The 22430-nt window shown below is 67.8% G+C and carries 18 protein-coding genes; 14 read left to right on the forward strand and 4 right to left on the reverse strand.

The annotated features are described in order from the left end of the window. Positions 1-26 precede the first annotated feature (26 nt). Genes EYZ64_RS12060 through EYZ64_RS12075 form a run of 4 tightly spaced genes read left to right on the forward strand, consistent with a single transcriptional unit; the run spans position 27 to position 5012 of the window. The gene (locus tag EYZ64_RS12060) at positions 27-800 is read left to right on the forward strand and encodes an HAD-IIA family hydrolase (RefSeq protein ID WP_135453634.1); all 774 of its coding nucleotides are present in this window, start codon (positions 27-29) and stop codon (positions 798-800) included. 1 nt (position 801) lies between these two features. Beyond that, entirely contained in the window at positions 802-2949 is a 2148-nt protein-coding gene (locus EYZ64_RS12065) for a thiamine pyrophosphate-dependent enzyme (protein WP_135453635.1), read from the forward strand. A 12-nt stretch (positions 2950-2961) separates the two neighbouring features. Then, on the forward strand, positions 2962-4191 hold the full coding sequence (locus EYZ64_RS12070; protein WP_135453636.1) for a CoA transferase: 1230 nt from the start codon (positions 2962-2964) through the stop codon (positions 4189-4191). Further along, complete coding sequence (locus tag EYZ64_RS12075) at positions 4188-5012, forward strand: acyl-CoA thioesterase (protein WP_167857799.1); 825 nt, start codon at positions 4188-4190, stop codon at positions 5010-5012. Before EYZ64_RS12070 ends, EYZ64_RS12075 begins: the two co-directional genes overlap by 4 nt. Here the strand turns inward: EYZ64_RS12075 and EYZ64_RS12080 are convergent. From EYZ64_RS12080 to EYZ64_RS12095, 4 genes are read right to left on the reverse strand one after another with little or no spacing between them, the layout of a single operon-like run. Next, positions 4896-7457, reverse strand: coding sequence for an AMP-binding protein (locus EYZ64_RS12080; RefSeq protein WP_135453637.1), 2562 nt, complete (start codon positions 7455-7457; stop codon positions 4896-4898). The genes EYZ64_RS12075 and EYZ64_RS12080 overlap by 117 nt on opposite strands. Then, complete coding sequence (locus EYZ64_RS12085; protein ID WP_135453638.1) at positions 7454-8512, reverse strand: ABC transporter ATP-binding protein; 1059 nt, start codon at positions 8510-8512, stop codon at positions 7454-7456. Before EYZ64_RS12085 ends, EYZ64_RS12080 begins: the two co-directional genes overlap by 4 nt. Next, positions 8509-10083, reverse strand: coding sequence for an ABC transporter permease (locus tag EYZ64_RS12090; protein WP_135453639.1), 1575 nt, complete (start codon positions 10081-10083; stop codon positions 8509-8511). Before EYZ64_RS12090 ends, EYZ64_RS12085 begins: the two co-directional genes overlap by 4 nt. Continuing rightward, a complete protein-coding gene (locus tag EYZ64_RS12095; protein ID WP_135453640.1) occupies positions 10084-11100 on the reverse strand; it encodes an iron ABC transporter substrate-binding protein in 1017 nt (338 codons plus the stop codon). Positions 11101-11223: 123 nt separating this feature from the next. Between EYZ64_RS12095 and EYZ64_RS12100 the strand changes: the two genes are divergently transcribed. The 10 genes from EYZ64_RS12100 to EYZ64_RS12145 all read left to right on the forward strand — a co-directional run bounded on the left by EYZ64_RS12100 (position 11224) and on the right by EYZ64_RS12145 (position 22422). Continuing rightward, positions 11224-11469 (forward strand): hypothetical protein, encoded by a 246-nt coding sequence (locus EYZ64_RS12100; RefSeq protein ID WP_135453641.1) that lies wholly within the window; start codon positions 11224-11226, stop codon positions 11467-11469. Positions 11470-11563: 94 nt separating this feature from the next. Then, a complete protein-coding gene (locus EYZ64_RS12105; RefSeq protein ID WP_167857800.1) occupies positions 11564-11932 on the forward strand; it encodes a YraN family protein in 369 nt (122 codons plus the stop codon). 1 nt (position 11933) lies between these two features. Then, on the forward strand, positions 11934-13445 hold the full coding sequence (locus EYZ64_RS12110; RefSeq protein ID WP_135453643.1) for a YifB family Mg chelatase-like AAA ATPase: 1512 nt from the start codon (positions 11934-11936) through the stop codon (positions 13443-13445). Continuing rightward, positions 13442-14629 (forward strand): DNA-processing protein DprA, encoded by a 1188-nt coding sequence (dprA, locus tag EYZ64_RS12115; RefSeq protein WP_135453644.1) that lies wholly within the window; start codon positions 13442-13444, stop codon positions 14627-14629. Before EYZ64_RS12110 ends, dprA begins: the two co-directional genes overlap by 4 nt. A 122-nt stretch (positions 14630-14751) precedes the next feature. Next, entirely contained in the window at positions 14752-15618 is an 867-nt protein-coding gene (locus EYZ64_RS12120; protein WP_135453645.1) for a siderophore-interacting protein, read from the forward strand. 23 nt (positions 15619-15641) lie between these two features. Further along, complete coding sequence (locus EYZ64_RS12125) at positions 15642-16802, forward strand: alpha-hydroxy-acid oxidizing protein (protein WP_135453646.1); 1161 nt, start codon at positions 15642-15644, stop codon at positions 16800-16802. Positions 16803-16860: 58 nt separating this feature from the next. Next, positions 16861-18714, forward strand: a complete 1854-nt coding sequence (locus EYZ64_RS12130; protein ID WP_135453647.1) for a CocE/NonD family hydrolase — start codon at positions 16861-16863, stop codon at positions 18712-18714. Positions 18715-18810: 96 nt separating this feature from the next. After that, the gene (locus EYZ64_RS12135) at positions 18811-19434 is read left to right on the forward strand and encodes a TetR/AcrR family transcriptional regulator (protein WP_135453648.1); all 624 of its coding nucleotides are present in this window, start codon (positions 18811-18813) and stop codon (positions 19432-19434) included. 22 nt (positions 19435-19456) lie between these two features. Further along, the gene (locus EYZ64_RS12140) at positions 19457-20503 is read left to right on the forward strand and encodes an oxygenase MpaB family protein (protein ID WP_135453649.1); all 1047 of its coding nucleotides are present in this window, start codon (positions 19457-19459) and stop codon (positions 20501-20503) included. Further along, positions 20500-22422: an acyl-CoA dehydrogenase family protein gene (locus tag EYZ64_RS12145; RefSeq protein ID WP_135453650.1), complete on the forward strand. Its 1923-nt coding sequence runs from the start codon at positions 20500-20502 to the stop codon at positions 22420-22422. The genes EYZ64_RS12140 and EYZ64_RS12145 overlap by 4 nt, the downstream gene beginning before the upstream one ends. Positions 22423-22430 lie beyond the last annotated feature (8 nt).

Here is a 22430-nt window from a genome sequence, read left to right on the forward strand (position 1 = left end):
GTAGCGCGAATTGGGACACTGGACCCGTGCGTTCACCTGCCCAGTGCTGGCTAACCGACATGGACGGCGTCCTGGTGCGCGAAGAATATGCGCTGCCGGGTGCCGCCGAATTCCTGCAGACATTGGCCGACAAGCAACGGCCGTTTCTGGTGCTGACCAACAACTCGATCTTCACGCCGCGTGATTTGGCCGCCCGTTTGGCGCGCTCGGGCTTGATCGTCCCCGAGGCGTCGATCTGGACGTCGGCCCTGGCGACGGCCGCGTTCCTCGATGATCAGCTGCCGGGGGGCTCGGCCTATGTGATCGGTGAGGCCGGGCTGACCACCGCCCTGCACGAGGCCGGTTACACCCTGACCGACATCGATCCGGACTACGTGGTGTTGGGTGAGACCCGCACGTATTCGTTCGAGGCGATCACCAAAGCCGTCCGGCTGATCCTCGGCGGTGCCCGGTTCATCGCCACCAACCCTGACGTCAGCGGCCCGTCGGCGGAGGGGCCGCTGCCCGCGACCGGGTCGGTGGCCGCGATGATCACCAAGGCCACCGGCCGCGATCCCTACTTCGTCGGCAAGCCCAATCCGATGATGTTCCGCAGCGCGCTCAATCGGATCGAGGCACACTCGGAGAACACCGTGATGGTGGGGGACCGGATGGACACCGATGTGGTGGCCGGGATCGAGGCGGGGCTGGACACCATCTTGGTGCTCACCGGTTCGACGTCGGTCGAGGACATCGAGCGTTATCCGTTCCGGCCCAGCCGGGTGCTGCCGTCGATCGCCGAGGCGATCGAGCTGATCTGAGATGACAATCGAGCCCATCGACTCGTATTTCACCGCGACGGTATCGGCGCTCAGCGCGCCGGGCCCCGGGGGAGTGCCGACGCTGAACGTGCGGAATCCCTTGGAGCTCTTCGATGCTCAGCTGGGCAGCAGGCACCTGGACCTGGCCGCGCGTTGGCTGCGCTCACAGGGGCAGGGCTTCTACACCATCGGATCCTCCGGGCACGAGGGCAACGCCGCCGTCGCCGCGGCACTGCGCCCCAGCGATCCGGCGCTGCTGCACTACCGGTCGGGCGGCTTCTACCTGGCCCGCGCCGCGCAGGTCGACGGCTCTGATCCACTGCGTGACGTGCTGCTCGGGTTGGTGGCGGCCACCGCCGAACCGATCTCCGGTGGGCGGCACAAGGTGTTCGGCCGTCACGACCTGAACATCATTCCGCAGACCTCCACCATTGCCTCACATCTGCCACGGTCGGTCGGGGTGGCGTTCTCGATCGCCCGCACCCGCAAGCTCGGTGTGACCTGCCCATGGCCGGAGGATGCGGTCACGGTGTGCAGCTTCGGGGACGCCTCGGCCAATCACTCGACGACTGTCGGCGCTGTCAACGCGGCCCTGCACGCCGCTTACCAGGGCCTGCCGATGCCGCTGCTGTTCGTCTGTGAGGACAACGGCATCGGGATCAGCACGCCGACGCCGCGCGGCTGGATCGCCCGCGCCTATGGGGACCGTGCGGGACTGAGGTACTTCGCGGCCGACGGCAGCGACCTTGTCGATGCGTTCGATACCGCACGCGCCGCGGCCGGTTGGGTCCGCCGCGAGCGCAAGCCTGCGTTCCTGCATCTGCGTACGGTGCGATTGATGGGACATGCAGGCACCGACTACGAACAGGCCTACCGGCGGCCCGCCGACATCGTTGCCGACTATGAGCGTGACCCGGTACTCAATACCGCGAGAACACTTGTTGCCCATGGCATCCTGACGCCAGAACAGGTGCTGCGACGCTACGAGGCCAAGCGCGCCGAGGTGATCGACCTGGCGGGGGAGCTCTGCCGGTCTGCGCAGCTCGACAGCGCGACGGCGGTGATGCAACCGCTGCGCGAAACGCTCGACGACGCCCGGGCGGTGTCCGTCGCCGTCCCGGGAGAGCCCGGTGGGCCGCCACTGACCCTGGCTCTCGCCATCAACCGGGCCCTCAAGGATGTGCTGGCGCAGCACCCGGAGGCGATCGCGTTCGGTGAGGACATCGCCCGCAAGGGTGGGGTCTACGGGGTGACCCGCGGCCTGCAGGCTGCTGCCGGACCCGCGCGGGTATTCGACACCCTGCTTGACGAACAAACGATTCTCGGCCTGGCCTTGGGAGCGGGTGTCTCGGGCCTGCTGCCGATCCCGGAGATCCAGTACCTGGCCTATCTGCACAACGCCGCCGACCAGATCCGCGGCGAGGGAGCCACGCTGCAGTTCTTCTCCAACCGGCAGTACCGCAACCCGATGGTGGTGCGGATCGCGGGCTACGGCTACCAGAAGGGATTCGGCGGTCATTTCCACAACGACGACTCGATCGCGGCGATCCGCGACATCCCCGGAGTGGTGATCGCCTCGCCGGCCCGGCCCGACGATGCCGCGGCGATGCTGCACACGTGTGTTGCCGCAGCGAAAAGTGCTGGCGTGGTGTGTATTTACCTCGAACCGATCGCGCTGTATCACACCAAGGACCTCTACGAGGACGGCGACCAGCAGTGGCCGGCGCCCTACCCTGGGGAGCCGGTACAAATCGGCCGGGCCCGCACCTACGGCGACGGCACTGATCTGACCATCCTGACGTTCGGGAACGGACTGTGGATGAGCCTTCGGGTGGCCCGTCGGTTGGCCGAGGCCGGCATCGCGGCCCGTGTGGTCGACTTGCGTTGGCTGTCGCCGCTGCCGGTCGAGGACATGCTGCGCGAGGCGGACACGACCGGCCGGGTGCTCATCGTCGATGAGACCCGCCGTACCGGGGGTGTGGGTGAAGGGGTGCTGGCCGAACTGGTCGACCACGGCTTCACCGGCCGGGTGCAGCGGGTGGCCAGTGCCGACAGCTTCATCCCACTCGGCGATGCCGCACTGGAGGTGCTGTTGTCCGAGGACACCATCGAGGGCGCCGCGGTGAAACTGGTCGGTGAACGGGCTTGATAGCTTGACCGAATGGCAGAACCTGTGACGCCGGATCAGACCCGTCCGCTGGCCGGGGTGCGCATCATCGAGATCTCCAGCTTCGTCGCCGTGCCGCTGGCCGGCATGACCCTTGCCCAGTTGGGTGCCGAGGTAGTGCGGGTGGATCCCATCGGGGGAGCTGCCGACTATCACCGCTGGCCGCTCACCGATGGCGGCGACAGCATCTACTGGGCCGGCCTGAACAAGGGCAAGCGCTCGCTGGCCGCCGATATGCGCTCACCTGAGGGACAGCAACTGGTGCAGCGGCTGATCGCCGAGGCCGGCGTACTCATCACGAATGTGGCTGGACGGCAATGGCATTCGTACGATGTCCTGTCCGCGTTACGCCCCGACCTGATCCACGTCGAGGTGTCGGGGCGCGCCGACGGCGGCACCGGGGTGGATTACACGGTCAACGCCGGGTTGGGCTTCCCGATGGTCACGGGGCCTGCGCAGTTGGCCACCCCGGTCAACCATGTGCTGCCGGCCTGGGATGTGAGCTGCGGGTTGTATGTGGCGCTGGCAGTCAGTGCCGCACTGCGCCACCGCGATTCCACTGGTGCGGGCGCACGGATCAGCATTCCCCTGGAGAACGTCGCACTCGCCACGGCGGGCAATCTCGGATTCCTGACCGAGGTGATGATCAACGGCACCGGCCGCGAACGGCTCGGCAACACCCTGTACGGCACCTACGGGCAGAACTTCACCAGCAGCGACGGCGTCGGCTTCATGCTCGTGGCGCTGACCGGCCGGCATTTCCGCGACCTCACCGAGGTCACCGGGACCACCAAAGCCGTTGCCGCCCTTGCCGAGGCATTCGGGGCCGACTTCAGCGACGAAGGTCAGCGCTACACCCACCGCGACGCCCTGACCGGCCTATTTACTCTCTGGTTCAGCGAGCGCACCGCCGAGGAGATCAGCGCGGCGCTCTCGGGTACCTCGGTGCTGTGGGAGCGGTACCGCAGCTTCGCCGAAGTTGCCGTCAACGAGCGGGTGGTCGCCAACCCGCTGTTCACCCCACTGGAGCAACCCCGCATCGGTACGTACCTGGCACCGGGTCTGCCCGTATCGATCGGTGGGATATACCCGCCCGCGGTCCCCGCGCCCGCACTCGGGGATGACACCACCGCCGTACTGGCCGAGCACCTCGGGCTGGGTGCCGACGAGATCGTGGCGCTGACCGAATCCGGCACCGTCGCAACGGGTACCGACGAACGGTGAGCACACTGCTGACGCTGTTGGACGTACGGGCCGACGCCGAAACCAGCACCGTGGCCGAGGTCGCTGTCTTCACCGGACAGGCCAGCGGTCCGGCCGGCAAGCGGGCCTATGGCGGTCTGCTGGCCGCGCAGAGCCTGGCGGCCGCCTGCCGGACTGTGGGCGATGACCGGGCGCCGACCAACATGCACCTGCAGTTCCTGCGCGGCGGGGACGCCGGGGAGGCGGTCGAGCACCGCGTGCACCGGGTGTATGACGGGCGCACCGCCTCGGCCCGGCGCGTCGAGTCGTATGAGCACGGCCGCATGCTGACGACGGCAACGGTGTCGTTCGCGACGGCGCTTGCCGGACCCGAGCACGGGTTGGGGGCGATGCCGCACGATCCAGAGGTCCTGTCGTGCACCGGCCCGCCCGGACCGGCGCCGTCCCTGCCTCTCGACGAGTTCGACATTCGCATCGCCGACGACGGGGCGGGCGACGAGTTCGTGCGCCGGATGTGGTGGCGGGTCACCACCGACCTGCCCGACGATCCGTTGGTGCACACGCTGATCGCGGTGTACATCACCGACCTGTACGGCATCGATCCGGCGTTGGCCGTGCACGGGCACAGCATGCGTTCGCGCAGTCACCGCAGTGGCACGACGGATTCGTCGATCTGGTTTCACCGTCCGGTGCGCGCCGGGGAGTGGAATCTGCTGGAGTCGCGCTCACCGGCTGCCGCGCGGGGCCGCGGCCTGATCACGTCGAGCCTGTTGCGCTCCGACGGTGCAGTCGCCGCCACCCTGGTGCAGGAGGGGCTGGTCGCCGAGCGCGATCCGGCGTGAGGTTCTGCCCGCCAACTGCTTCCGTGTCACGTTCACGAGGTACGTGAGTGCCACGCCCACGATCAGTGCGGCCAGCACCCCGATCACCCGGTGGTCACCGAACAGCGGGTAGATCTGATAGTGGGTGAGGTAGATGTACAGCGACGCCTCGGCCAGCAACCCGCAGCCTGCCGCCACCACGGCGGGACAGCGCACCGCGGGCAGCCAGATCAGCAGCACGAACCCCGCCAGCACCAGGGTTTCTCGGCCACTGTTGCCGAAGTAGCCGTGCAACCCGATCGCGAGCACCACCGTGACGATCATCCGCTGCCAGGTGGCTGTGGCCTTGGCCGCCGCCCATCCGGCCGCGAAGAACCAGAACGCCAGCACCGTGAACCAGGCTTCGCGACCCAACCCGAAACCGGGTAGGTCGTAACGCAATACCAGCCCCACCGCCAGGAACGCCGCGGCGAAGGCGAACGGGCGGCGTCGCTCCAGCCGGTCGGCTCCCGGCAGCGCGCACACCACGGTCAGCGCCACCAGGATCCAGAACAGCACCTCGACGAACCACAACCGCCCGGCGGTCATGCTGTCGTGTGGCCCGAGGAACTTGTTGGCCAGCAACAGGTTCGACGCGTGGTAGTCGTCGGTGAGGATCAGCGCGACGGCGACCCACACGATCGAGGGCACCGCGATCCAGGCGATCGTGTTGCGCAGGTGACGCAACCGGGTCGACCGTGGCACCGGTGTCAGGCAGAACCGGCCGAAGTTGTAGCCGGCCACCCCCAGCAGAATGTGCGCACCGCCCCACAGCGCGAACAACTCGGCGTGCGAGCCGACGATGAGAACGATGGCCGCAGCCCGTAGGGCGACGCTGGTTTCCACGGTCGCCCATCGGCGCAGACGCGGTGGGCCGCTGCGCTCCAGTTCCCGCAGCGGAATCCGGTGCCAGTCCTTCGGCAACCCTCCCAGGGCGCGTTCGAGCCGAACCGACATCGTCACATAGGTCAGTGAGTTACCGCCGAGGTCGACGAAGCTGGCGTTGCGGTCGATGGATTCGGCAGGGATATGCAGGACCGCGGCGAACAGTCTCCTCAGATCCGTGACCTCGGCGACGGGCGGTCCGGCGGCCAACGTGCGCACCGCGGCGTAATCGGGCTTGCCCGAGACCAACCGGGGCAGCTCGGCGACGAGCGCAGCCCGCACCGCTCCGGCCGGCACACCCGCCAGGGTGGCGGTCAACTGCTGAACGTCGTAGGCGGTGGCCGTACCGGTGCCGACGGCTGCCACCGCGAGAGTCTCGCCCTCTTCCGTGCACAACGCCGTCACTCCGTGCTCGGCCAGGGTGGTTTGCAGACGGTCCAGGTCGATGCGCAGTCCGAACAGTTTCACGAACCGGCCACTGCGGCCGATGATCTCATAGTGGCCGTCAGGCGTGCACCGCGCGATGTCGCCGGTGCGCAGCTCTTCGACGGTGGCACCCAGGGCCAGATCCTCGGGCCGCTGCGCGTACCCGAGCATCACATTGGTGCCGCGGTAGACCAGTTCGCCGGTACCGTCTGGCCATGCGGCGCCGGGGCGGATGGACAGGCTGCCGCCTGGGATCGCACGGCCGATGGATTCAGGATGTGACAGGGCCAATTCCGGTGGCAGATAGGCCATCCGGGCGGTCGCCTCGGTGGCCCCGTACATCACGAACAGCTGCCAGCCGCGGCGGCGTCCCAGCGCTGCGTAACGACGCACCCGATCGGGTGCCATCTGTCCGCCCGCCTGGGTGATGTACCGCAGGTGGGGTAGGTCCATGCTGTCGAAGCCGATCCGGTCGAGCAGCTCGAACGTGTGGGGCACCCCCGCGAAGGTGGTGGCACGGTGGCGGGTGAACTGGTCCCAGAACTCGTCATCGACCACCGAGCGATCCGTGAGGATCAGGCCCGCACCGCGCAGCAGATGGCTGTTGACCACCGAAAGGCCGTAACAGTAGGACAGTGGCAATGTGGTTGCGGCCCGGTCAGTTTCACTGATGTCGAGGTACTCGGCGATGGCGGCGGCATTGCCGGCCAGGTTGGTGTGTGACAGTCGGACCAGCTTCGGTGACCCGGTGCTGCCCGAAGTCGACATCAGCAGCGCAAGGTCGTCGTGCAGCCGGTGTGTGCTGTGGGTGCGCCGGTGGTGGATGCCCCCGGCGTCGATCACGGTGTCGGGGGAGTAGGTCCGCAGGATCTCGCGGTGATCGCCGCCGGTGGGTACCGGCAGGGCTACGTGGCCGCCGGCGAGTGCGCCCAGGTAGTGCATGAGGGTGGGCAGGTCGTTGCGTGCTTCGAGTAGCACGAGCCGACGTTCGCGGCCCAGCGCCGCCGAGGCCTGCGACACCAGATCGGCAAGAGTCGCGTAGTTGACCTGTTGGGTCTCGGTCACCACCGCGATCCGGTCACCGTGGGCCGCCAACGCCTCGACGATGTGCCTCAAGGCAACGCCGTCCCCGTGCCCCGCACGTCGATACGGACCTTGGTGTCACGTGCCGGCGGATTCAGGCTGTGCTGACGCACGACGATGGACTCACCGGCTGCCGGGGGTTCGATGGTGAGCAGCACGTCGTGGCCGAGGAACTCGGTGGCCACCACCGTCCCCACGGTGGCTGCCGCTTCGAGATCATCCGCGCTGTCCGAGATCGCGGTGGCGACAAGCTGTTCGGGTCGCAGCACCAGCGTGCACGGACCGTCGGCGGCGCCGGGTTGAACCGGGATGCGGCCCAGCTCGCTGTCGGCCCACCCTGAGGTGACGGTGCCGGGCACCGTGATGCAATCCCCGAGGAACTCGGCGGTGAACCGGTCGGCGGGTTGGCGGTACACCTGCTCGGGGGTTCCGACCTGAGTGAACCTGCCCTCACGCATCACCGCGACCTGATCCGAGATCGAGAGCGCCTCCTCCTGGTCGTGCGTCACGATCAGGGTGGTCACCCCGGTGTCGGACAGCGCCCGGGCCACCGACTTGCGGGTGGCCGCGCGCAGCCCGGTGTCCAGGGCGCTGAACGGTTCGTCTAGCAGCATCACCACCGGCCGGCGGGCCAGGGCCCGAGCCAGTGCGACGCGCTGCTGCTGACCGCCGGAGAGCTGGTGCGGCCGGCGTTGCGCGAACGAGGAATCCAGGGACACGGTAGCCAGCAACTCGTTGACCCTGGCCCGGGCCGCGGCACCGCGCTCGGGTAGGCCGTAGGCCACGTTCTGGGCCACCGTCAGGTGCGGGAACAGCGCGCCGTCCTGCGCCACGTAGCCGACGTCGCGGCGGTGGGGAGCGACAGTACTTGTGGGGCTTGTCATCTGGCGCCCACCGATGGTCACGGTGCCCGCGTCGGGGGATTCGAAGCCGGCGATCACCCGCAGCAGCGTGGTCTTGCCGCAGCCGGACGACCCGACTACCGCGGTGATGGTCCCCGGCGTCAGGGTCAGGTCGATGCCGTCGAGCACGACGGTGCCGTTGAAGGACTTGTGGAGTCCACGTACCTGCAGAACGTCCTCGGTCACAGGGCGGCCACCTTCGTCGACTGGCGCAACAACATCAGGGTCACTGGGATCGACAAGGCGATCAGCATCAGGGCGTAGGGCGCCGCTGCGGCGTAGTCCAGTTCGCTGCTCAACGACCAGAACCGCATCGCCAGGGTGCGGGTGCCGGTGGGCGCGAGCAGCAGCGTCGCCGTCAATTCCGTTGCCACCGCGACGAATACCAGCGAGGCGCCGGCAGCCGCGGCCGGGGCGGTCAGCCGAAGCGTGATACGCACGAACGTGCGCGCAGACGAGGCTCCGAGTGAGCGCGAGGCCTCTTCCACCGACGGCGGCACCTGCGCCAGGCCCGAGCGCAGGCTGACCAGGGCGCGCGGCAGGAACAGCAGCACGTAGGCGCAGATCACCAGGGCCGCAGTCTGATAGAGCGGGGGAGCGTAGTGGATCGCCACGGTGACCAGGGCGAGTGCGGTGACGATGCCGGGCATCGAGCTGGTGATGAAATTGGCGCCCTCGATCGAGCGGGCCAGCAGGCCGCTGTAGCGGACGGCGACCCAGGCGAACGGGAAGGCCAGCACCGTGGTCAGGACCGCGGCAGCAGCGGCCAGCGCGGCCGTCTGGGCCAGCGCGGTGCCGATCGGTGCGGGTTCCCACACCTGCGCGCCGCCGATCCACAGCCACCGTGTCAGCGTCCACAGCGGCACTCCCAAGGCCAGTGCGGCCAGGGTCAGTAGCCCGGCGGTGGCCGGCAACATGGTGCGGCCCAGGCGCATCGGTGTACTGGAGCGTTGCGCTCCGGAACCGATCCGCGCGAAGCGCGCGTTGCCGCGGGCCGCCGCCTCGGTGACCAACAGCAGCAGGCACAACAGCACAAGGACGGCGGCCAACGTGGCGCCGGCGGCGCCGTCGAAGGTGGCCTGGAACTGTTCGAAGATCGCGGTGGTGAAGGTCGAGAAGCGGATCATCGCGAACGCGCCGTATTCGGACAGCAGGTGAACACCGATCAGCAGGGCGCCGCCCAGGATCGCCAGGCGTAGCTGGGGCAGTACCACCCGAAAGAACACCCCGGACGATCCGGAGCCCAGCGCCCGGGCCGATTCCTCCAGTGCCGGATCGATGCGGCGCAGTGTGGCCGCGGCCGGCACGTAGACGAACGGGAAGTACGACAGCGTCGCGATCAGGATGCCTGCCGGCATTCCGTGCAACGTCGGCAATACGCTGACCCAGGCGTAGCTGTTGACGAACGCCGGTACTGCCAGCGGCGCGACGAACACCGGCCGCCACCACGTGCGCCCCGGCAGGTCGGTGCGCTCAACCAGCCACGCCGCGCCGACTCCGAGCACCACGCACACCGGCACGGTGATCAGCACCAGGCCCGCGGTGTTCAGCAGGAGCTCCCCGACGCGGGGCCGCACCACGAGCTCGATCACGCGGCTCGGACCGGTGGTGATCACCGACCAGGCGACGTAGCCCAGCGGGATGAAAGTGGCCGCCAGCAACAGCGCCACGGCGGTGCCCAGTACCGGCCCCGGCCGTGCGCCTGCGGAGCGCTGCAGCGTCGCCGGCGGCGTTGACGGGGGCTCTGTCGCGACCAATTAGAGCAGGCCAGCCTTCGTCATCAGATCGGTGACCTTGGCGGCATCGAGATTGGACGGGTTGACCGCGGGCGCCTGCAACGTGTCCAACGGAGGCAGGGCCGGATTGGCCGCGACGCCGCTGGCGACCGGGTATTCGAACGAGGTGCCCTTCTGTAGCACCTCCTGACCGGACTTGCCGGTGACGAACCGGAGGAACTGCTGGGCCTGATCCTGCTTCTTGCTGGATTTCAATACGCCGCCGCCGGACAGGCTGACGAAGGCCCCGGGATCCTGGTTCTTGAAGTAATGCAGCGCGGTGTTGCCGCTGATCTCCTTGGTCTTGGCCTGATCGCGGAACCAGTAGTAGTGGTAGATGATTCCGCCGTCCACCTGGCCGTCGTTGACGGCGCGCAGCGTGGCGATGTTGTCCTGGAGCACAACGGCATTGGTCTTCAAACCGGCCAGCCACTGCGCGGTGGCCGGCTCGCCCTTCAGGTCGAGGATGGCCGCGACGATCGCCTGGAAGTCCGCCTTGGCCGGCGGTGCACCCCAACGGCCCTTCCACTGCGGCTGCTGCAGATCCATGATCGAGTGGGGCAGCTGGTCGGCCGGCAGCTTGGCCTTGTTGTAGACGAAGACCGTCGAGCGGGCCGCCACGCCGGTCCACTTGCCCGACGACGGCCGGAACTGGTCCGGGACCTGATCGAGGGTCTGCTGCTGGACGTCGGCGAACAGCCCGGCCTTCTCGACAGCCGCCATCGCCGGGGAGTTCTCGGTGAGGAACACGTCGGCGGGTGAGGCATTGCCCTCGGCCACCAGCTGGTTGCCGAGCTCGGTGTCGCCGCCCTGCCGGTAGGTGACCTTGATCCCGGTCTCCTTGGTGAACGCGTCGATCCATTCCTTGGTGAGGGACTCGTGCTGGGCGTTGTAGATCAGCAGCTCGTCAGACTCCGAACTGGAACACGCGACCATGCCGGCCGCGACCGCGACGGTCGACAGGACAACAGCAACCCGGCGGGTCCAACGTGTGCGCATCAAGTGAATCCTCTCGGTATTAGCTGAGCATCACCTAAGGACACTACCGGGGCCGGCGGGTGCGAAACCTGAGACGCCGGGAATCGCCGAGCTGTGGAAATGTCCAGGTGCGATCATCCGGTCATGAGCTTCGAGGGCACCGGTGTGACGATCGACCTGTCCAGTGACGAGGCGCTGGTGTTGTTCGACTGGTTGGCGCGGACATCCCGCGCGGATCGGCCGGCCCCGTTTGTCGATCAGGCGGAGCAGCGGGTCCTATGGGACATGGAGTGCCTGCTCGAAAGGACGCTGTCAGCGGTGTTCGCCGGCGACTATGGATCGTTGTTGTCCGCGGCGCGGGCGGTGGTTCGTGATGAATCCGGTGCGTGAGAGGGTGCCCACCTGCCTGTGGATGAAATCGACGCTGGGGATAAGTCGGCCTGATTGAGCCGGTTCTGTCGGACCGTGTCCGCACGGTGTGGGCATGAGTTCTCTGACACGGGCCGAGATCGGCGCACTGGGTGAACAGTTGGCCGTCGAGCATCTGGCGGCACAGGGGTTGCGGACGTTGACGCGCAACTGGCGGTGTCGATACGGCGAGCTCGACGTGATCGCCGAAGAGGTCGCCACGAACACGGTGGTCTTCGTCGAGGTGAAGACCCGCACGGGGGACGGTTTCGGTGGGCTTGCCGAGGCGGTCACGGCGCAGAAGGTGCGCCGTATCCGCCGGTTGGCGGCGCTATGGCTGGCTGAGCAGGAGTCTCGCTTCGCCGCGCTGCGTATCGATGTGATCGGGGTGCGCGTCGGCCGGCGCCGAGAACCGGAGCTGACGCACCTCAAGGGGGTGGGTTGAAATGGGTTTGGGTAGAGCCTATTCGGTGGCCGTACGCGGCGTGGACGGCGTCATCGTGGAGATCGAGGCGGACATCACGTCGGGGCTGCCCAGCGTGAACCTGGTGGGGCTGCCCGACGCCGCCCTGCAGGAATCGCGGGACCGGGTGCGCGCGGCGATCACCAATTGCGGCAACACGTGGCCGATGTCGCGCCTGACGTTGGCGTTGTCCCCGGCCACGTTGCGCAAGGTCGGGTCGGTCTACGACCTGGCTCTGGCGGCGGCGGTGCTCTCGGCGCACACCAAGACGGCGTGGGCACGGCTGGAAAAGTCGGTGTTGCTCGGTGAACTCGCACTCGACGGCCGGGTCCGTCCGGTGCACGGCGTGTTGCCGGCGGTACTGGCGGCCAAGCAGGAGGGCTGGCCCACGGTGGTGGTGCCGGTCGACAACCTGGCCGAGGCCAGTCTGGTCGACGGCATCGAGGTCTGCGGTGTGCGAACCCTGCGGCAACTGCAGGCCTGGCTCGACGGTAAGGGCGATCTGCAGGCCCGGGTCGCTGCGCCGGGCCACGCTCTGGAAGCGACGGCGGATCTCGCCGATGTGGTCGGGCAGGCCCAGGCCCGTTATGCCGTCGAGGTGGCGGCCGCCGGTGCCCATCACCTGATGTTGACCGGGCCGCCCGGTATCGGGAAAACAATGTTGGCGCAACGGCTTCCGGGCCTGTTGCCGCCGCTGTCGTCGGCTGAATCACTCGAGGTGACGGCGATTCATTCGGTGGCGGGGTTGCTGGCGGGAGACACACCGCTGATCACCCGGCCTCCGTTTGTGGCGCCGCACCACACCTCGAGCGTGGCGGCACTGGTCGGCGGCGGAAGTGGGTTCGCGCGTCCCGGGGCGGTCAGTCGGGCGCATCGGGGTGTGTTGTTTCTCGACGAGTTCGCCGAAATGGGATCAAGTGCCCTCGAAGCGTTGCGAACTCCCTTGGAGGACGGCGAGATCCGGTTGGCTCGCCGCGATGGGGTGGCCTGTTATCCGGCCCGGTTCCAACTGGTTCTGGCGGCGAATCCCTGCCCGTGTGCCCCACCCAATTCGGCCGATTGCGTCTGTTCGGCCCAAGCCAAGCTCCGGTACAGGGGCAAGTTGTCGGGGCCGCTGGTGGATCGTGTCGACTTGCGGGTGGAGCTGTACCCGGTCAGCGCAGGGGCGTTCATGCCACAGTCGGCCGAGTCCAGCGCGGTGGTCCGTGAGCGGGTCGCCGCGGCGCGCCTGGCCGCCCGGGAACGGTGGAAACCGTACGGGATCGGCACCAATGCAGAGGTCGGCGGACCGCTGCTGCGGCGCGAATTCCGATTGCCCAAAGCCGCGATGGAGCCGTTACGGTCGGTACTCGACCGTGGCGTGATCAGCATGCGCGGTGCCGACCGGTGTTTGAGGGTCGCCTGGACCCTGGCGGATCTGGCCGGACGGACCATGCCCGCCCATGAGGACGTCGCCACCGCATTGAGCTTCCGGCAGGCCGGGGGTGTGGCATGACCGACGAGGTGCGGCGTGCATGGGCGTATCTGTCGCGGGTGGCCGAACCGCCGTGCCCGCAGTTGACGGCCTTGGTCAGGCAGGTGGGTCCGGTCGAGGCGGCCGGCCGGGTCAGAGCCGGACAGGTCGACGCCGAGGTGTTGCGCCGAGTCGAGGCGCGGCGGGAATTCGTTTGTGCGGCAGAGGACCTGGATGCCCTCGAGAGGATGGGTGGGCGATTGATCACGCCCGATGACGACGAGTGGCCGCTGCTGCGATTCCGAGCCCTTCGCGGGGACAAGGAGCTCAAGCGCCCGAATGCTCATCCTCCGTTGGTGTTGTGGGCGGTCGGGCCCGTGCGCCTCGACGAGGCGGCCGAGCGGGCCGCGGCGATCGTCGGGACCCGTGCTGCCACCGCCTACGGCGAGCACGTCGCCGCTGAGCTGGCCGCCGGTCTGGTCGAACGGGACGTGACGGTGGTGTCCGGCGGGGCCTACGGCGTCGATGGGGCAGCCCACCGCGCAGCGTTGGCATGTGAGGGAGTAACGGTCGCGATCGTGGCCGGTGGTATCGACAACCCGTACCCGGCCGGGCACAGCGCGCTGTTCCACCGGATCCGCCAGGACGGCCTGTTGGTCAGCGAGTATCCGCCCGGGACAGCGCCGGGCCGGTTGAGGTTTCTCACCCGCAACCGGTTGGTGGCCGCCCTTTCCGGTGCGACGGTGGTGGTCGAGGCGGGGGTGCGCAGCGGCGCGGCCAATACCGCGGCGTGGGCCAGGTCGCTGGGCCGGGAAGTGTGTGCCGTTCCGGGGCCGGTGACCTCGGCCGCATCGGCGGGCTGCCATGCGCTGTTGCGGAACGACGCTGTCCTGGTCGACCGAGCCGAGCAGATCGTCGAACTCGTCGGTCGCATAGGCGAACTGGCGCCAGAGGAACCCCATCCGGCCGGGCCCCTCGATGGGCTCGCGCCGGTTGAGAAACAGGTCTACGACGCGCTGCCGGCGCGCGGCGCACACACCGCGGACGAGATCGCGATGCTCGCCGCGCTTCCGCCGCACCAGGTGCTGGCGCCGTTGACGATGCTGGAGTTGGCCGGGCTGGTCGAGAGCGTCGACGGATGCTGGCGGATCGCGCGTCGGCGCCGGGTCCGCTCAGTAACCCCCGGGTCGGCAGGGGAGGGCCAGGTATCCGCCGACTTGTTGTGAGGCCGGCCGGGGTCCGGGGGAGATCCGAGGCCTGATTCACGTAGCACCCAGGCCGGCCCGTGGTCTCCGTATAGTCGATGAGGTCGGCTAATAAACGAGCGGCAGATGATCTTGGAGGCGCCATGGCAGGACGACCAGTGCACACATTCCAGGTGGTGCATCGCGAGCAGTTGACCAACCACATGGTCAGGTTGGTGCTGGGCGGATCGGGTGACGGGACGGGCTTCGACACGTTCTCGCCCAACGACTTCAGCGATGCCTACGTCAAGCTCGCCATCGTTCCTGCTGCTGTCGATGTGTCAGCGCTGCCGAAACCCTTGACGCTGGACAGCTTTCAGGAGTTGCCCGCCGAACTGCGCCCCACGGTGCGGACCTACACCGTGCGCAGGTTCGACAAGGAGCGCCGCGAGATCACCATCGACTTCGTCGTGCACGGTGAGCAGGGCGTGGCCGCACCCTGGGCCGCGGCAGCGGTGCCGGGCCAGCCCGCCTACCTGATGGGGCCCAGTGGGGCCTACAACCCGGACCCGGCCGCTGACTGGCACCTGTTGGCCGGTGACGAGGCCGCTCTGCCGGCCATCGGTGCCGCCCTCGAAGCCTTGCCCGCCGATGCGACCGGCAAGGTCTTCATCGAGGTCGCCGGCCATGAGGACGAGGTCGAGCTCACCGCTCCGGCCGGGGTCGAGGTCAACTGGATCCACCGAGGGGGGCGAGCCGACCTGGTCGGTGACGACAAGGCCGGAGACAACGCACCGCTGATCGCCGCGGTCAAGGAGGCGGCCTGGCTGCCGGGTCAGGTTCAGGTGTTCATCCACGGCGAGGCCCAGGCCGTCATGCACAACCTGCGTCCCTACATCCGCAAGGAGCGCGGTGTCGCGGCGAAATGGGCGGGTTCGATCTCGGGGTACTGGCGCCGCGGGCGCACCGAGGAGACGTTCCGGCAGTGGAAGGCCGAGCTGGCGAAAGCGGAGGCCGACACCGCGGGCTGAGATCAGGTGGCAAGGTAGCCGTCATGGCGTACGGCGACTATCAACTCGAGATCTACCTGCAGGGGCTGTCCGGCGTGCTGCCGACCATGCCGATGGACTACGCGGGGCTGGAGGCCAAGGCCCAGGCGGCCATGCCGGCCTCGATCTGGTCCTATGTGGCAGGCGGGGCCGGCGACGAGCGCACCCAGCAGGTCAACCGCACCGCTTTCGACCGGTGGGGGCTGATGCCGCGCATGTTGAACGCCCACCGGGAACGCGACCTGTCCGTCGACCTGTTCGGGCTCAAACTGCCGACGCCGTTGTTCATGGCACCGATCGGGGTGCTGGGCATCTGCGGGCAGGACGGTCACGGTGATCTGGCCGGCGCCCGCGCCGCCGCGCGCACCGGGGTGCCGATGGTGTTGTCGACGCTCACCGAGGACCCGCTGGAAGACGTCGCCGCCGAATTCGGGGACACCCCAGGCTTTTTCCAGCTGTACACGCCGACCGACAAGGATCTGGCCGCCAGCCTGGTGCAGCGCGCCGAGAAAGCCGGATTCAAGGGCATCGTCGTCACGCTCGACACCTGGGTGCCGGGTTGGCGGCCGCGGGACCTGGCCACCTCCAACTTCCCGCAGTTGCGCGGCAAGTGCCTGGCCAACTACACCAGCGACCCGGTGTTCCGGGCCGGGTTGCCGCAGCCGCCCGAGGAGAACCCGCAGGCCACCGTGCTGCGCTGGGTCAGCCTGTTCGGCAATCCGCTCACTTGGGACGACCTGCCGTGGCTGCGGTCACTGACCACGCTGCCGCTGATCCTCAAGGGCATCTGTCACCCCGATGACGTCCGGCGGGCCAAGGATGGTGGCGTGGACGGTATCTACTGCTCCAATCACGGTGGGCGCCAAGCCAATGGCGGCCTTCCCGCGATCGACTGCCTGCCCGGCGTGGTCGAGGCCGCCGACGGGCTGCCGGTGTTGTTCGACTCGGGAGTCCGCAACGGCGCCGACATCGTCAAGGCGCTCGCACTGGGTGCCACCGCGGTAGGTGTGGGCCGCCCGTATGCGTACGGGCTGGCGCTGGGCGGCGCCGACGGCATCGTGCACGTGCTGCGGTCGATGCTGGCCGAGGCCGACCTGATCATGGGCGTCGACGGGTACCCGACGCTGGCCGATCTCACGCCCGACGCGTTGCGGCGGGTCGACTGACCAGACCGGCGTTGCCGGACAGCAGATCACCGGACGTCCGCGGGATTACGGTCAAAGGGTGCGCTCCGTCGTCGCTCGCGGTTTGACGATCGCGGCTGTCGCCGTGCTGGTCCTCGGTGGGTGCGGCGGCGGGCCCCGGCAGCCGTTTCCGCCCGCCGCGGGGCGCGGGCCGTGTCAGGTGACCGAACAGACGGATGTGCCGGCGACCATGCGCGACGGCACCGTACTGCGCGCCGACGTGTACCGGCCGCGTATCGACCGTCCCGTTCCGGTGCTGCTGATGCGCACCCAGTACGGAAAATCGGGCGCCCAGGCCGAGACGCGCTACCGGCCACCGGATTGGTTCGCGTCGCACTGTTATCTGGTGGTCATTCAGGACGTCCGTGGCCAGGGCGCCTCGGGCGGAGTCTTCGAAGAGTTCACCCACGACATGGACGACGGCTACGACTCGGTGGAGTGGGCTGCGGCGCTGCCAGGGTCCAGCGGCAAGGTCGGCATGTACGGGTCGTCGTATGTCGGCGCCACGCAGTGGTTGGCGGCAGTCACCGCTCCGCCACATCTCGTGACGATCGCGCCGGCCAACACCGCCTCGGACTACTACGACGGATGGACGTATGAGGGAGGGCAATTCCGGCTGGCATTCGTCCAGCCGTGGGCCATCGGCTCGCTGGCGTTGACCGCCGCGGAGAACCGTCACGATCAGGCCGCTGCAGCGCAATTGACCGCGGCCGCGGCCGATCCCACCCGCTGGATGAACTTCCGGCCGTTCAAAGACGTGCCGCCGCTACAACCGGGCAACCCCGCTGTCGCGCCCTGGTATTTCGACTGGATCCGGCATTCGACTCGTGACGACTTCTGGCAGCGGGTCAGCATCAGGGAGCGCTACGGTTCGGTGCGGGTACCCGTCCTCGACTTCGAAGGCTGGTATGACGCCTTTCTCGCCGGCGGTGTCGAGAACTTCACCGGCATGGTCGCACACGGCGGCACCCAGGCGGCCCGGGACAACCAGCGCCTGGTCATCGGTCCGTGGGACCACGTCAACTGGGGTCGGCCCGACTCCGAACCGGCTCCACTGCTCCGCGGTATCGGGGCGGTCGGCAACAGCCCGATCAATGAACTGATGGTGGCCTGGTACGACCACTTCCTCAAGGACACCGATGCTCCCGACGGAAATCCGGTCACGACCGGTCAGCCCCGCGTCGACTACTTCCTCATGGGGGCGAACAAGTGGAAGTCGGCGACGCAATGGCCACTGCCGCAGACCCAGTGGACGACCATGTACCTGTCCGGGCCGGGCGGAATCGCCGATCGCCAAGGCCAACTCGTGGCCGCCGCACCCGGTGCACAGGCAGCCGACACCTACACCTACGACCCGGCTTTCCCGGTGCCGAGCACAGGCGGGCATTCATGCTGCGGCGCGCTGAGTGGCCCACAGGGCCCGTACGACCAGACCCCCGTCGAACAGCGTTCCGACGTCCTGGTCTACAGCAGCCCACCGCTCGACCATGACACCGAGGTGACGGGGCCGGTATCGGTGCGGCTGTGGGCCCAATCCAGTGCCGTCGATACGGATTTCACGGCCAAACTTGCGGTGGTGAAACCAGACGGCCAGGTGATCAACCTCAACAACGGCATCGTGCGGACGGCGTTTCGGGATTCGCTGTCCAACCCCACTCCGATCCTGCCCGGGCAGCCCTATCCCTTCCAGATACAGGTCTGGCCGACCAGTTACCAGTTCGGCACCGGTGATCGCATCCGACTGGAGATCTCCAGCAGCGACTATCCGCAGTTCGCGCCGAACCCGAACACCGGCGCGCCGTTCGGGCAGGACACCCAGGTCCGCACCGCCAACCAGACCGTCCTGCATGACGCGCAGCACCCGTCCGCGGTGACCCTTCCCGTCATCCCGTGACGCTCGGGCCGCTGTAGCGCTGAAACTCTGAACAGGTAAAACGCCAGGTAATTGATGGTGGCGCCAAGAATATTCATGCGTGTAGTATTTTCCTTCATGAGTGTAGAAACCGTTCGCGGGCGGGCCGCCCACCTGGGCCCCGAGCGGCGGCGCCCGCAGGTGCTGGATGCGGCCCTGGCGATTGCGGTGTCCGAGGGGGTCGCGGCGGTCACGATCGGCGCGGTGGCTCAGCGACTCAAGGTCACCCGCCCGGTGGTGTACTCGTGCTTTCCCGATCGGGTCGAACTGCTGAGGGCCTTGCTCGAGCGGGAGTTGGCGCTGTTGGTCCAGGGGGCGGTCGATGCGCTGCCCTACGGCCGCGCGGACGCTGACGAAGCCGTCTTCGTCGAGGGCTTCCAGGCGCTGCTTGAGACGGTCGCCGGCCGGCCCGATTCCTGGCGGCTCGTGATGAGCGCCGACCCGGATCCGGCCGTGGCCAAACACTTCCGCAACGGTCGCGCGCTGATGGTCGGCAAGGTCTCCCGACGGCTGGCGCCCACGCTGGAACGTTGGGGCACCACCGACGCCGACAGGAAGCTGCCGGTGCTGGTCGAACAGTTCGTGTCCACCTGTGAAGGCGCGGTGCGGACCTTGTTGCACGACGACGGAAAGAACTGGACCCCAACCACATTGGGTGAATTCATCGGATCGGCCACCTATCGGGCGTTTCGCACCGCCTGATCCAGAACAGAGGAGTTATCGCATGTCTGATCTCCAGCCGATGGCTGACTATGGGTTCTTCGGGCCGGATTCGGTGACCTGGAAGGTCTGGGGTCATGCGACAACGCCGATCATCGGACTGCAGCGCGCCGTGGTGGTCGAGGAACTCGATCCCGCCCTGATCGCCGCGGTCGACACCACCGGCGCCAATTACGACCGGCCCCGCACGCGTTACGACCGGACTGTGCGTTACTTCGCGATGGTCGCGTTCGCCGACACCGAATCGGTGCTCAAGGCCGCCGATGTCCTGGTGAAAGTCCACTCGAAAGCCATTGGTACCGAACCGCTCAGCGGCAACAAGTACGACGCCAACGACCCCCAGTCGCAGCTGTGGATCCTGCTGACCGGCTGGCACTCGGTGCTCAAGGCCTACGAGCTGTACGGCGGCGGAAAGCTGACGGCCGAGGAGGAGGCCCGCTACTGGCAGGACTGCGCCCGCGCGGCCGAGTTCCAGACCTGCGATCCGGCCGACGTCCCGCGGACCCGCGAGGGCATCAACGAGTACTTCGAGCAGATGCGGCCACACCTCGCCGTCAGCGAGGCCGCCCGCGCGATGATGGACCACCTGCTCAACGCCAAGGTGGTGCTGCCGCCCGCGCCGCGGATCGCGAAGCCGGCCGTCGAGATTCTCAACTGGTTCCTCCGTGCGGGCACCATCGCCACGATGCCGCGGTGGATGCGCAGGCTCAGTGGATTCGATCAGCCGCGCGTGGTGGACCTGGCCGTGCGGCCGGTGCTCAAGCTCGGTTTCGGCGTGGTCAACCGCGTGCCGCGGCTGAAGCTCTTGGTGGCCAAGATCATTTCGCCGTCCGTGGTGCCGATCGCGGGCCCTTACATCATGGGCATACCGCCGCGGTCGACCGAGGTGCTCAGCCCCGAAGAGGGCCGCAAGCGTTACGGCTACGCCAAACCCGCCGATGCACATCACGAGCTGCGGGCCCGCCAGCACGAGCGGGTGTTCGGGCAGGGGCAACTGCCCAGCGACGAGGGCCTCATCGAATCTCAGTCCTACCTAGGGAGTTTGGCGTGACCGCACGATCTGATGTCCTGTTCGACCCGAACCGGACCGACTTCGACCAGTTCGACACCAGAACCCGGGAGATCTTCCGGGCCACCATCGACTTCTTCGAGTCCCACGGCAAGCGGTGGCTCAAGCAGCAGGACCGGGATCGGGTCTGGTACAGCGACTTTCTCGACCTGGTCAAGCGGGAGGGCATCTTCGCGACGTTCCTGACCCCGGCATCGGAGGCCGACGGCGACCCCGACAAACGCTGGGATACCGCGCGCAACGCCATGTACAGCCAGATCCTCGGGTTCTACGGCATGCAGTACTGGTACGTCTGGCAGGTCACGATCCTCGGGCTTGGCCCGATCTGGCAGTCGGAGAACGCGGCGGCGCGGAAGAAGGCGGCCGCCCTGCTGGATTCGGGGGAGATCTTCGCTTTCGGGCTGTCCGAGCAGGCCCACGGCGCCGACGTCTACTCGACCGACATGGTGCTGACACCGAATGCGGACGGGTCGTACGCGGCGAGCGGTGGCAAGTACTACATCGGCAACGGCAACCTGGCCGGCATGGTCTCGGTGTTCGGCCGTCGCTCCGACAAACCCATCATCGACAGTTCCGACCTCGACCGGCGCCGTCCTGAGCAGGATTTCGACGGATACCTGTTCTTCGCCGCCAACAGCCAACATTCGAACTACCACCTGCGCAAGAACGTCGTCGATGGCCAGATGTACGTCGCGGCGTTCGACCTGGAGAACTATCCGGTCAGTGCCGACGACATCCTGCATGAGGGTAAGGCGGCCTTCAACGCCGCGATCAACACGGTCAACATCGGCAAGTTCAACCTAGGATTCGGGGCGATCGGGGCCTGTGAGCATGCGATGTACGAGGCCGTCACCCACGCCGAGAACCGCGTGCTGTTCGGCCAGCGGGTCACCGAGTTCCCGCAGATCCGCCGCATGCTCGCCGACGGCTACGCCCGGTTGATCGGGATGAAGCTCTACAGCGAGCGGGCCATCGATTACATGCGCAGCGCAAGCCCGGACGACCGGCGCTACTTGTTGTTCAACGCGATCGAGAAGATGAACGTCACCCGCGAGGGCGAGAAGATCGTGACGTTGCTCGCCGACACCATCGCGGCCCGGGCGTTCGAATCCGACATGTACTTCACCATGGCGCTGCTGGGCCTCACCGGCTTGCCGCGGCTGGAGGGCACCGTGCACGTCAACATGGCGCTGTCGCTGAAGTTCATGCAGAACTACATGTTCGGCGCATCCGATGCGGGGCTGGCGGCGCTGTCCGCATTACCCGTGGGCCGGGCTCCGGCGCCGCTGGTGAGCGCACTTGCCCAAAGCCTGCGGGCGGCCGGGGGTGCCATCGCTGGTTCACCTGTGGCGCAACATATTCCGCAACTCAAGTCGCTGCTGGCCGAGGTGCCGGAGATTCCGACGCGCCGGGATGCGACCAACGACGACTTCTTGTTCCGGCAGGGGCCCAGCAGTGGGTTGGCGAAGATCAGGTTCGGGGACTGGCAGTCGGTGCTGCGCCGATCTTCGTCGACGCCGAATGTCGCGGTCTTCCTCGACCAGGCCCTGGCGTTGCAGACCCTGCTGGCGGTGGCGACCCCCACCGCCGATCAACAACGCAACGTGGACTTCCTGTTCGCGATCGGTGAGATGTTCACCCTGATCCCATACGCCCAGCTGATCCTGGAGCAGGCGGAGATCGAAGCGATCGACACCGATCTGATCGACCAGCTCTTCGAGGTGCTCGTCACCGACATGTCCACGCACGCGACCAAGCTGCATTGCCATCCGGATGCCACCGGCGTGCAACAGCAGCGCGCCCTCGACATCGTCAAGCAGCCCGTGGCCGACGCCGCCCGCCGGGATCGCGTGGTGGCAGGTGTGCGCGGACTGGCCGGCCGCTACGAGATGAACCCGTGATGGTCACG

The organism is Mycobacterium sp. DL99, from assembly GCF_004762045.1.
GTDB lineage: Bacteria > Actinomycetota > Actinomycetes > Mycobacteriales > Mycobacteriaceae > Mycobacterium.